13 protein-coding genes are annotated in these 12,094 nt (G+C 32.4%); 6 read left to right on the plus strand and 7 right to left on the minus strand.

The genetic code is table 11. From position 1 onward, the window contains the following. Nucleotides 1–6: 6 nt before the first annotated feature. The 4 genes from GSY47_RS13190 to GSY47_RS13205 all read left to right on the plus strand — a co-directional run bounded on the left by GSY47_RS13190 (nucleotide 7) and on the right by GSY47_RS13205 (nucleotide 4,418). Nucleotides 7–1,935: a BatA domain-containing protein gene (locus GSY47_RS13190; RefSeq protein WP_179007596.1), complete on the plus strand. Its 1,929-nt coding sequence runs from the start codon at nucleotides 7–9 to the stop codon at nucleotides 1,933–1,935. 146 nt (nucleotides 1,936–2,081) lie between these two features. Further along, on the plus strand, nucleotides 2,082–3,332 hold the full coding sequence (locus GSY47_RS13195; protein WP_179007595.1) for a dihydroorotase: 1,251 nt from the start codon (nucleotides 2,082–2,084) through the stop codon (nucleotides 3,330–3,332). Between the two features lie 4 nt (nucleotides 3,333–3,336). Beyond that, entirely contained in the window at nucleotides 3,337–3,663 is a 327-nt protein-coding gene (locus GSY47_RS13200) for a hypothetical protein (RefSeq protein ID WP_179007593.1), read from the plus strand. A gap of 110 nt (nucleotides 3,664–3,773) precedes the next feature. Further along, nucleotides 3,774–4,418 (plus strand): alpha/beta hydrolase, encoded by a 645-nt coding sequence (locus tag GSY47_RS13205; RefSeq protein ID WP_179007591.1) that lies wholly within the window; start codon nucleotides 3,774–3,776, stop codon nucleotides 4,416–4,418. A 143-nt stretch (nucleotides 4,419–4,561) separates the two neighbouring features. Here the strand turns inward: GSY47_RS13205 and GSY47_RS13210 are convergent, their stop codons facing one another. The 3 genes from GSY47_RS13210 to GSY47_RS13220 are packed head-to-tail and all read right to left on the minus strand — an operon-like array spanning nucleotide 4,562 to nucleotide 6,324. Next, the gene (locus tag GSY47_RS13210; protein WP_246611332.1) at nucleotides 4,562–4,996 is read right to left on the minus strand and encodes a hypothetical protein; all 435 of its coding nucleotides are present in this window, start codon (nucleotides 4,994–4,996) and stop codon (nucleotides 4,562–4,564) included. Between the two features lie 47 nt (nucleotides 4,997–5,043). Next, nucleotides 5,044–5,547 carry a hypothetical protein gene (locus GSY47_RS13215; RefSeq protein WP_179007589.1) on the minus strand — a complete coding sequence of 168 codons (504 nt, stop codon included), beginning with the start codon at nucleotides 5,545–5,547 and terminating at the stop codon, nucleotides 5,044–5,046. Between the two features lie 12 nt (nucleotides 5,548–5,559). Then, nucleotides 5,560–6,324 carry an MBL fold metallo-hydrolase gene (locus tag GSY47_RS13220; protein WP_179007587.1) on the minus strand — a complete coding sequence of 255 codons (765 nt, stop codon included), beginning with the start codon at nucleotides 6,322–6,324 and terminating at the stop codon, nucleotides 5,560–5,562. A gap of 89 nt (nucleotides 6,325–6,413) precedes the next feature. Between GSY47_RS13220 and GSY47_RS13225 the strand changes: the two genes are divergently transcribed. Beyond that, nucleotides 6,414–7,874 (plus strand): TonB-dependent receptor, encoded by a 1,461-nt coding sequence (locus GSY47_RS13225; RefSeq protein WP_179007585.1) that lies wholly within the window; start codon nucleotides 6,414–6,416, stop codon nucleotides 7,872–7,874. Nucleotides 7,875–7,974: 100 nt separating this feature from the next. On the opposite strand, the gene bcp is transcribed toward GSY47_RS13225, so the two are convergent. Next, nucleotides 7,975–8,427 (minus strand): thioredoxin-dependent thiol peroxidase, encoded by a 453-nt coding sequence (gene bcp, locus GSY47_RS13230; RefSeq protein ID WP_179007583.1) that lies wholly within the window; start codon nucleotides 8,425–8,427, stop codon nucleotides 7,975–7,977. Between the two features lie 309 nt (nucleotides 8,428–8,736). Here bcp and GSY47_RS13235 point away from each other — a divergent pair, with 309 nt between their 5' ends. Continuing rightward, complete coding sequence (locus tag GSY47_RS13235) at nucleotides 8,737–9,396, plus strand: endonuclease III domain-containing protein (protein ID WP_179007581.1); 660 nt, start codon at nucleotides 8,737–8,739, stop codon at nucleotides 9,394–9,396. 50 nt (nucleotides 9,397–9,446) lie between these two features. On the opposite strand, the gene GSY47_RS13240 is transcribed toward GSY47_RS13235, so the two are convergent. The 3 genes from GSY47_RS13240 to GSY47_RS13250 form a co-directional block, all read right to left on the minus strand. Continuing rightward, a complete protein-coding gene (locus GSY47_RS13240; protein WP_179007578.1) occupies nucleotides 9,447–10,511 on the minus strand; it encodes a tetratricopeptide repeat protein in 1,065 nt (354 codons plus the stop codon). 601 nt (nucleotides 10,512–11,112) lie between these two features. Continuing rightward, on the minus strand, nucleotides 11,113–11,256 hold the full coding sequence (locus GSY47_RS13245; protein WP_179007577.1) for a hypothetical protein: 144 nt from the start codon (nucleotides 11,254–11,256) through the stop codon (nucleotides 11,113–11,115). Nucleotides 11,257–11,305: 49 nt separating this feature from the next. After that, a complete protein-coding gene (locus tag GSY47_RS13250) occupies nucleotides 11,306–11,890 on the minus strand; it encodes an RNA polymerase sigma factor (protein ID WP_179007575.1) in 585 nt (194 codons plus the stop codon). Nucleotides 11,891–12,094: the final 204 nt, after the last annotated feature.

Below are 12,094 nucleotides of genomic sequence, written 5' to 3' on the forward strand. Positions count from 1 at the left end.
GCCAGAATGCATTTTAAACATCCCGAAATTCTATACTTTCTGTTTTTATTGATCGTTCCAATTTTGGTTCACTTATTTCAATTAAGACGTTTTAAAACTTCCTATTTTACTAATGTTCGATTCTTAAAAGAACTTGCCATTCAGACTCGTAAAAGTTCTAAAATCAAAAAAAGACTTTTATTAGCCACTCGTTTATTATTGCTAACCTGCATCATATTAGCCTTTGCCCAACCTTTTTTTGAGGCAGTTGACAGTAAAAATGCTTCAAACGAAATGTATATTGTTCTGGACAATTCCTTCAGTATGCAAGCAAAAGGAAAAAAAGGAGAATTATTAAAAAGAGCGGTTCAGGAATTGCTTGAAAATACTCCCGAAAATACGCAGTTTTCACTTTTAACCAACACCGAAAATTTTTGGAATACCGATATTAAATCTTCTAAAAGTGCTTTACAAAACTTAAAATACAGCGCTTCTCCATTTGATCTTTCAGCCATTACCGCTAAAATCAAAGCGCATAAATCGGCACACAAAAAAGATATTGTCATTATCACTGATGCAGTTGGTTTAAAAGAAAAAGACATTCAAAATATAGATTTTGAAGAAAAACCATACTTCATAGTTCCTAAAGCTGAACAAAAAAACAACGTTTCAATTGACAGCGTTTATATCAATCAGACTTTAGAAAATTTCTATGAAATTGGTATAAACTTATCGGCTTATGGCGAAGATTTTAAACCTGTTTCGACTGCTTTATATAATCAAAACAAACTGATTGCCAAAACGATTGTCAACTTTGACACAAAGAAAAAGAAAATCAATTTCACGATTCCAAAAGAAGCTTTTCATGGCTATGTTACGATTGAAGACAATGGTTTGACTTATGACAATAAATTGTTTTTCAGTATTTCTAAAAACAAAAAAACAAACGTTATCAGCATCGGAGAACCTGAAAAAAGCAATTTCTTATCAAGAATCTATACTCCTGCTGAATTCAATTATCACAATTATTCCATTAGTACTTTAGATTACAACAGTTTAGAAAAGCAGAATACAATTATCTTAAATGAATTAACTGATATTCCACAAGCATTACAGACTACTTTGAAAGCTTTTGTTTCTAAAGGTGGAAATTTGGTTGTAATTCCTAATGAAAAAAGTTCGGTTTCTAATTTGAATACTTTCTTGGGGAATTTCGGAAAAATTCAATTCGGAAATTTGGAAACCAACAGCAAATTAATTACTAAAATCAACTTCGATCACCCTTTGTTTTCAGGTGTTTTTGAAAATAAAATTTCGAATTTCCAATATCCAAAAGCAAACAGTTCGTTTACTGTTTCTAGCTCTTATCCTGCTGTTCTTTCATTTGAAGATCAGACTCCATTTGTCACTGCTGTTCAGAATCAGGTTGCAGGAATAACAGTTTTTACAGCTCCTATAAATAGCACTAATTCTAATTTTCAACAATCGCCATTGATTGTTCCATTGTTTTATAAAATAGCACAGAACAATCAGAAAACAGGTGTAAATTCTTTAACCATTGGAAATAATCAGCCTTATTTTGTGGATGTTTTACTGACTAAAGATGCTATTTTGGAAGTTAAAGGAACAGAAGATTCATTTATTCCCGTTCAGCAGATTCTGAACAATAAGGTCAAATTAACATTCAATGACTTTCCTGAAACTGCTGGAAATTACGGAATTTTCGACAAAAAAGAATGGGTTGAAAACATTAGTTTTAATTACAACAGAACTGAAAGCGATTTGAGTCAGGTAAACAGCAATGTGGTTTCAGATTTCAAAACTGCCGATACCCTATCAACTATTTTTAACACCCTACAAACTGAGCGAACTGACAGCCAAATTTGGAAATGGTTTGTTATCTTTGCACTGTTATTTTTAGCATTAGAAATGGCAATTATAAAATTTGTGAAATAATTTTCAAATTATTCGTTTAGTATGTCATTTCGACGAAGAAGAAATCACACATGCTGAGAACATTTGGAACGGAATATCTAGTGAGATTTCTCCTTCGTCGAAATGACCAAGCGGAATCTTTTAATAAAAAATAAATTTCTCTACATATGAAAATAATCATCAAAAGCGCCAAAATTATCGACTCTAAAAGTCCGTTTCACAATCAGACCGTTGATCTTTTAATTGCAGATGGTTTAATAGAAAAAATAGGCGTTTCGCTTCCAAACGACGATGCTGAAGTTGTACGTTTTGAAGATCTTCACGTTTCTCAAGGCTGGTTTGACAGTAGTGTTTCTCTTGGAGAGCCAGGTTACGAAGACAGAGAAACCATTGCAAACGGATTAAATGTTGCGGCAAAAAGCGGATTTACGTCAATTGGTTTACAGCCTAATTCTTTACCAATTATTGACAATCAATCTCAGGTAAGTTTTGTAAAAAATAAAGCAAATGGTTTTGCAACAGAAATTTTTCCAATCGGCGCTTTAACAAAAGCAAGTGAAGGAAAAGATATGGCAGAGCTTTTTGACATGAAAAATGCTGGTGCAATCGCTTTTGGAGATTACAACAAAAGTATTGACAACGCCAATATCCTGAAAATCGCTTTACAATATGTACAGGATTTTGATGGTTTGGTAATCGCTTATTCGCAAGATCCAAATATCAAAGGAAACGGCGTGGCAAACGAAGGAATTGTTTCGACAAGATTAGGTTTAAAAGGAATTCCAAACTTAGCTGAAGAATTACAGATTTCAAGAAACTTATTTTTATTAGAATACACAGGCGGTAAACTTCATATTCCGACGATTTCTACAGCAAAATCGGTTGAATTGATTAGAGAAGCTAAAGCTAAAGGGCTAAATGTAACCTGCAGTGCTTCTGTTCATCACTTAGTTTTAACAGATGAAAAACTGGACGGATTTGATACGCGTTTTAAAGTAACGCCGCCATTACGCACTGAAGTGGATAGACAAGCTCTTCTAAACGGAGTTGCTGACGGAACTATTGACACGATTACTTCAGATCATAATCCGATTGATATTGAATTCAAGAAAATGGAGTTTGATACAGCTAAAAACGGAACGATTGGATTAGAAAGTGCTTTTGGAGCATTATTAACCGTTTTACCATTAGAAACTGTAATTGCAAAACTAACTTCAGCAAGAGCTATTTTCGGTCTTGAAAACAATACAATCGAAGAAGGTGCAAAAGCCAATTTGACACTTTTTACGCCTGAACACAAATCAGCTTTTACAAAAGAAAACATTCTTTCAAAATCTAAAAATTCTGCCTTTTTAGGAACAGAAATAAAAGGTTCTGTTTATGGAATTTTAAATCAAAATCAACTTGTTACAAAATAATACAATGAATAATTCAGTCGAAGAAGGAAAACCAATCGCCATTACCAGTTATATTCTGATTGTTGGTGTTTTGATTGCCATGAGCATGAATTCTGAAAACAAAAACAGTTTTGCTTCTTTTCATATCCGCCAGGCTTTAGGATTGTCTTTAACCTTTATTTCTTTTGGAGCAATCGTTAGTAATTTCGATAGCTTTTACATCACTTTCCCCATGTGGATCTGCATATCTATTCTGTGGACTTTTGGTATTTTTAATGCTATTCAAGGACAAATGAAACCGATTCCTTTAGTGGGAGAATTATTTCAAAAATGGTTTAAAAAAATTGGATAGATTTTTAGATTCCAATTAAAAAAATCCAAATTCCAAAACTTTGTCAAAGTTTCAAACTTTGACAAAGCCCAAACTGAACACTAAAAATCTGAACACTGAACACTAAAAAAATGAATCTATCTTTAGAATATAAAATACAAGAACCAAAAGTAATTTTAGACAAAAACCCGCTTTTATTGTTATTACACGGATACGGAAGCAACGAAGCCGATTTATTTTCTTTTGCCTCTGAACTTCCAGATAATTATTATATCATTTCTGCAAGAGCGCCTTATGATTTGCAATATGGAGCTTACGCTTGGTACGCAATCAACTTTGATGCCGATCAAAACAAATTTTCCGATAACGAACAAGCCAAAACTTCAAGAGACATCATCGCTAATTTTATCGACGAATTAGTAGCAAATTATCCGATTGATGCCAACAATGTAACTTTAATCGGATTCAGTCAGGGATCGATTTTAAGTTATGCAACAGCACTTTCTTATCCTGAAAAAATTCAGCGAGTTGTGGCAATGAGCGGTTATTTTAATGAAGAAATTATCAAAGAAGGTTTTGAAAATAATAACTTTAAAAACTTAAAAATATTTGCTTCTCACGGAACTGTAGATCAAGTTATTCCGATTGAATGGGCTAGAAAAACTCCTGCGATTTTAGAAAAACTAAACATTCCGGTTACTTATAAAGAATATCCAGTTGGACATGGTGTTGCTCCGCAGAATTTCTTTGATTTTAAGAATTGGCTGATTAACTAGTGTTCAGTGTTCACTTTTTTAGTATTCAGTATTGAACAGTAAATTGCAATCTAAAACTTTGTCAAAGTTTGAAACTTTGACAAAGTTCTAAACTGTAATTCGCGATTGAACACTCAAAAACTGAACACTGATTACTAAAAAAACTATTCCCCTGTATAAAGAATCTTCCCTCCTTTTTTCAAGACATAACCTTTCCACGGAATTAACTGCCAATCGCCGTTAACCCAGGAATCTCCTTCCGATTTTCTTTCCAGAATGATGGATTCTTTTTGAGTATCTAAAAATAGTTCTGCTTTATTTCCATCAAAAATCACATAAGAAACCGTAGAATACGTTTTTCCGTCATCGGCATGATTTAGTCTCGTGCTATTTTCAAAAACTCGGATACATTCTTTTTTCAACTCCGACCAAGTATAACCTGCAGAAGCTTTACAGCCATGAGAATCAGAATCTTCGCCTACGACAGTTTCTTTTTGAGGCTCTTTTGGAACGCTATTATTTTCTTTATTTTCCTGAGAAACTTTTTTTCCACAAGAAAATGCACTAGCAATAATCAAAAACAAAAACATCTTTTTCATAATCCTAATAGTTTTAAATTGAGCAAAAAAAATAGGATTATAAAATCCTATTTTTGATATAACCAAGTTTGATTTACTTCAAAGGTAATATTATCGTCGTTATCCACAAAGTATTTTAACAAGACTTCTCCCCACAACTCTCCATTACTGTAATCAGCAATAATCCATCTGTGGTTTAAAATTTTTACTTTATTGATGATAAATTTAGTCGGTCCAATCTGATCTTGTCCTGTGTAAGGGTTTCCTTTTGGATTTGCATTGAAATCTAACAACTTTTCAGTTACAACTGGAATCAGCTTTTCGTATAAAATCACTTTTCCGCCAGAAGCGCTGTTATCAAAGTAATTTTGAGCATTCTCGTTATGTTCTAAAGAAAAATAATCTGCTTCTGCTAATTGTGTTTTCACTAGATTAATACTATCTCTTAGCTTCTTAGTAGTTTTATCATATCTATTTTGCGCAAATTTTACCTCTCCACTGTAAAATGCATAAGTAAAAACATTCATTAGAATGGCAAGAATAAAAAGATAAAGCATTAAGGATTTTTTCATTGTGTGGTATAATTAAATGGTAATTTCTAAATTATCGTAAGCCAGAAAAACATTTTCAGGAAGTTGTTTCTGTACTTCTTCGTGAAAACCTAAAACATGGCTGATGTGTGTTAAATAAGCTTTTTCAGGCTTTACAAGATTTATAAAATCAAGCGCTTCCTGCAGGTTGAAATGAGTATCATGAGGTTCAACACGTAGAGCATTTACAACCAAAACTTTCAAACCTTTAAGCTTTTCTGTTTCAATTGGATCGATTGTTTTTACATCTGTTAGATAGGCAAAATCATCTATTCGGTAACCAAAAACCTGCAATTCGCCATGCATTACATTTATTGGAATAGCCGTTTTATCGCCAACAGCAAACGGAGCATTGTTTTCCACTTCAATTGTTTTAACCGATGGAGCTCCGGGATATTTATTTACGGTTTCAAAAACATAATCGAAACGACGTCTTAGATTATCCAAAACACGCTGATGTCCGTAAATCGGAATTTCGCCTTGTCTGAAATTAAATGGACGAATATCATCTAATCCTGCAGTATGATCTGCATGTTCGTGTGTAAATAGAATTGCATCCAGTTTTCGACATCCGCAGGAAAGCATCTGTTGTCTGAAATCAGGACCGCAATCTATTACATAAGAATGTTCGTCCCATGTAATCCAGATGGATACACGAAGCCTTTTATCCTTAGCATCAGTGCTTTTACAAACTGGATGATCGATCCCGATAATCGGAATGCCCTGAGAAGTACCTGTACCTAAAAAATAAACCTTCAATTGAACTTAATTTTTTTACAAAAATAGATTATTTCTCTTTCATTAGACTCCTAATTTACTAACTTTGTAACAAATCTATTTAAAACAAAATGGGTACAGAAATAAAACTCAAAGGTGACAAGGTCATCGAACAGATTCCTTCTATAAAAGACAAAGCTTTACGCATTAATTTAAACGAGAATATTTACGGAACATTTGCTGAAATTGGAGCTGGACAAGAGACAGTTAGACACTTTTTCAGATCCGGAGGTTCATCAGGAACGATAGCAAAAGCAATGTCTGCCTATGACAAAGATTTTAGTGACGCCGTTTATGGTGCTGAAAATGACGGGAGATATGTGACGGAAGAACGCTTGAAAAAAATGCTGACGCATGAAGGTCAGATTATCGAAGAGCGTTTGAGCAGAGAAAAACACCCAACAAAACTTTTCTTCAGTTACGCCAATACAGTAGCTACAATAGATTTTGCAAAACAATTTAAAGGTCACGGCTGGGTTGGAATTCGATACCAAATTGAACCAGACGAAGCTTATAACGAAATTATTCTTCACATTCGTTTTAAAGAGACCGATGCCAGATTACAACAAGAAACACTTGGAATTTTAGGGGTTAACTTAATTTACGGTGCTTTTTACAAATACAACGATCCAAAACGATTACTTCGTTACTTATATGATCACTTAGACAAAGATCAATTAGAGATCGACACCATTAACTTTTCCGGTCCGCGTTTTGCCGACGTTGACAACCGTTTAATGAGTTTGCAGTTGGTTAAAAACGGAATGACTGATGCCGTAATGTTTAATCCTGAAGGAAAAAACATTTTACCTGCAGCAATCTTATACAAAAAGAACCTTTTGGCTTTAAGAGGAAGTTTCCGTCCGGTTACAAAAGTAAACATGGACATGTATGAGAAGTCATTAGAAATGTTTCTTAAAGAAAATAAGGTTGAGAAAAACAATACACTAGTTGTTTTTGAAATTACACTTTCTAACTTACGTTCGGATGGTGAAATTGATGAACGTGACTTTATGGATAGAGCCGAATTACTTTGTTCGCTTGGACAAACCGTAATGATTTCGAATTTCCAGGAATATTACAAAGTGGTTGAATACTTTGCTAATTACACTAAAGCTCGTATGGGACTGGCAATGGGTGTAAATAACCTTGTTGATATTTTTGACGAGAAATATTATCGTCATTTAAGTGGTGGAATCTTAGAAGCTTTCGGAAAATTATTCTATCGCGATATGAAAGTTTTCTTGTATCCGATGCTGGATGAAAATGGTGAATTAATGAATTCAAACAACTTAAAAGTTCATCCGCGAATGAAAGAGTTGTACAAGTTCTTTAAATTCAACGGAAAAGTAGTTGATATTGAAGATTACGATCCGACTATTCTTGATGTTTTCTCTAGAGAAGTTCTTAAAATGATTAATCAGGGAAAAACGGGCTGGGAACCAATGCTTCCTCCTGGAATTCCAGAAATCATCAAAGAACATCATCTTTTTGGATATCATCCGCAGAAAGAATTAGAACAAAATATATAATACAAAAAGCCTCTTTATGGAGGCTTTTTTATTTTAGTTTTCAGTCTCAGCTCCCTGTCTCAGTTTTGTCAGACTGAGAACTAAAAACTGCCACTAAATACTATTTTAAGATCTGCGAAGCGTGTTCTTTTGTTTTTACGTTCTCAATTACTTCTTCAATAATTCCTTTTTCATCGATTACAAAAGAGGTTCTGTGAATTCCATCATATTCTTTTCCCATGAATTTCTTTGGTCCCCAAACTCCAAAAGCGTTTATAACCGATTTATCTTCGTCTGCGATTAATGGAAAAGGCAATTCATATTTATCTTTAAACTTAATTTGTGCTTTTGCACTGTCTGCACTTACTCCTAAAAGTTCGTAGTTATTAGCTTGAAAACGATGAAAATTATCTCTTAGATCGCAAGCTTCTGCAGTACAACCTGGCGTACTCGCCTTTGGATAAAAGAAAACTACTAGTTTTTTTCCAGTATAATCGGCCAGTTTATGTGTTTTTCCGTCCTGATCTGTTCCTGAAAAATTTGGCGCTTTATCTCCTGCTTTTAATGTTGTCATATGTTTTTAATTTTAGATTTTAGATTGTGGATTTTAGATTTTTTTTAAAGAATATAGAACATAGAATAAAGAGTATAGATTTTAGACTTTTTGACTCTTAACCTATAACTTATTAACTTTTTCATGCCCCGGATTGCAGTAAAAACCCCGGAATTGTGGTAGTTTACATTTTTTGTATTTAAAAAGCGACCAACGGAAGCTCTTTTAAATACTTAAAAATATTACTAACACAATGAGGAGTTGAAACGAAAAGCCGGATTAGGCACATCATCAAAATTATACTATTTTTACGGGATTAAAAAGACTAAAATGAATAAAGAAGCTCGTGTGCAATTTGTTATTGACAAATTAAAAGAACTCTACCCTACTATACCTGTTCCCCTTGACCACAAAGACCCTTATACGCTTTTAATTGCGGTTTTGTTGTCTGCTCAATGTACTGATGTTCGTGTCAATCAAATTACGCCATTGTTATTTGCAAAAGCTGATAATCCTTATGATATGGTTAAAATGTCGATAGAAGAAATTAAGGAAATTATTCGTCCATGTGGTTTATCGCCAATGAAATCTAAAGGGATCCATGGTTTATCTGAGATTTTGATCGAAAAACATAACGGAGAAGTTCCTCAGAGTTTTGAAGCTCTTGAAGCTTTGCCAGCAGTTGGCCACAAAACAGCAAGTGTTGTAATGTCCCAGGCTTTTGGAGTTCCTGCTTTTCCTGTTGACACACACATACATAGATTAATGTACCGATGGAATTTATCCAACGGAAAAAATGTAGCACAAACTGAAAAAGATGCTAAAAGATTATTCCCAAGAGATTTATGGAACGATTTACACTTGCAGATTATCTGGTACGGACGCGAATATTCACCTGCAAGGGGATGGAATCTAGAAAAAGATATTATTACCAAAACGGTTGGAAAAAAGTCTTTGATTGAAGAGCTGGAAAAAACTTCAAAAAAGTAAGGCACAAAGAAAAAACCTTTGTGCCTTTATATCTTTGTAACTTAAAAAAATTACATTCCAGCTTTCAAAGCATTATACTCAGCAGTCATATCAAGAGATCTGTAAACTCCTAATAATACTTTGGTCGCATCTTCATTTTTTGGTTCAATAGCCAATACTTTTTTTAGATACGGAATTGCACTTCTCGTTACATCATCTTTTGTTGCATTTAATTTATCGTATTTCTGCATCTCTGCCTTTGAAGTTCCTAATGATGAAATTTGATCCATTAAATCTTTTTTGATCTGTAATTTCAAATAAGCAAGATTAATGTAGGCGTCTATATAATTTGGATTTAGCTCTAAAACATAATTATATACTACCTCTGCTTTTGGATAATTTTTATTTTCAAGATAAGAATACGCTAAATTACTGTTGACTTCTATTTTCTTGGAAGGCACCGATTCTGTTCTTGGTTTTTCATAAGTTCCCTGCTGAATAGCATATTCTCGAGCTTTTGGAGAAAGGAAAGCGTCTTCTTCTTTTGTTTTCTTATTAGTCGCTAAATACAATACTCCCTTTCCTGAATAATTGATTTTTTTAAGCAATTCATAATAGGTAATCGCAGTATTATAATCTTTTCCGTTTAATGCCGAAGATGCTGCATTGTAAAGGTTTAAAGTATCTTTTTTATCAAACAAATACACCTTATAACTTTTCTCTGAGCTTTCTTTGAATTTACCGGCTTTAAAATCTGCCATTGCTCCATTTACAAGTCCAGCTTTCATGTCTTTTAAAGCCATATTCGCCTTAACAGTTGATTTAAATTTACCAGATTCATTTTCATATAAAAATACATCTTGGTAGGATTGTGCTGCTAACGTAAAATTATTTGCTGCATCAATATTTTTTAAGGCTAGGTCTTTTAAAACATTTCCTTTTAAAAAGTAATAATCGGATTTGTCTTCATCTGGGGCATTAAGGATGAGATATTCGGTTTTGGTCAAAATTGCTAAAGATTCTTCGCTTTTTCCTTTATCAAATAAAGATTGCGCTTCTTTAATTTTGTCTTTTTGGGCAAATACGCTTACGCTTATCACTAACAAACAGCATAGCATTTTAATGTTCTCTTTCATTTTGCGGTTAAGTTTTGGATTGGTTAAATGACTTTCTTTTTTATTCTATCATAACATAAACTGTAACTAATAATTAAAACTGGTTTAAAAATTATCTTCAGCAATATGCTCTTGCAAAAAATACTTTCTGGCACAAATATTTTCTGCTAAAATCAAATAGATAGTAAACTTAACAAAATAAAGCAGTGTAGTTTTTCTTCATAAATAATCTGATTTTGGGTTAAGTATTTAATTTTTAATTTATTATCATTTCTAATTAGAATTCAACACAAATACAACAATAACAAAAATTCGCGATAAAGCTATTTTTAATGAATAAAAAATTAGTTTTTAACTAAAATAGAATTAAAAATCAAATAAACACCTAAAATCAGGTCAAAATATTAAATTTTAACAAAACTCGAAAAAAAATGCTATAAAAAACTTATAAAAAATATATCTGACAAAAACACTCAAATTTAGTAACGAAAAAATAAAATTAAAGAATATTTTTACATAAAAAAGCTCCCTATTTGTATCTTCATACAAGTAGGGAGCTTTTCAACCAAAACGACCATTTGGTTTACTTTACTAAACATCCGACAATTAGTAGTGGGGCTGTTTAATTAGCTATAATCTCGAAACTTTTGTCCTCAATTTTAACAACAGTCAAAGCTTGAGAATAGTTTAAAATAAAAGAAACTACTTCTTTATTTGGTTTAAGATTTTTAGAAGCTAATGCTTTTTTTGAGTAAATTTTTGCCATACTATCAAATGTGTTATAACAGTATAACGAACTTATTACCAAAATAGTATTAGTTGGTTAAAATAATTTGATGTTTTTCAATTATTTTTCTCAAATTCATTAGTGCATAACGCATTCTTCCTAATGCTGTATTGATGCTAACACCTGTAATTTCTGAGATTTCTTTAAAACTCATATCTTGATACATACGCATTACCAAAACTTCTTTTTGATCCTCTGGAAGTTCCTCAATTAGCTTTTTTAAATCAAGTTCAACTTGATCTACTATCATCTTGCCTTCAATTGTCAAAGCATCGTCTGACATGATAGAGAAAATAGAAAACTCTTCAGTTTCTCTATACATTGGCATTTTTTTAGTTTTACGAAAATGATCCACAATCAGGTTGTGCGAAATACGCATTACCCAAGGCAGGAATTTACCTTCTTCGTTATAAGAATTGCTTTTTAAAGTTTTAATTACTTTAATAAATGTATCTTGAAAAATATCATTTGAAATATCTCTATCAGCAATCTTTGAATATATGAAACCATATATCTTAGATTCGTGCCTCTTTATTAATGTTGCAAGAGCAGCTTCACTACCTTCAACATAATTTTTCACTAATAGAGCATCTGGAGTATGCAGATCAGCCATAATTCTACCTTTTTAGTTTTAATTTTAAAATTTGGAGTAATTTTCTAAAAAGTAGTTTTTTTATATAGGCGAATCTTTTTTTTGAGTTGCGTTAATATTGTGACCAAATTTAACAAATAAATATTTTAAAAAGCAAATAAAAATGCTAATAATTCCAATAAAAACATTTATTAAAGTAAATTAAACTTAAATTTTACATAGAAA

The sequence above is a fragment of the Flavobacterium quisquiliarum genome (assembly GCF_019308285.1).
GTDB lineage: Bacteria > Bacteroidota > Bacteroidia > Flavobacteriales > Flavobacteriaceae > Flavobacterium > Flavobacterium quisquiliarum.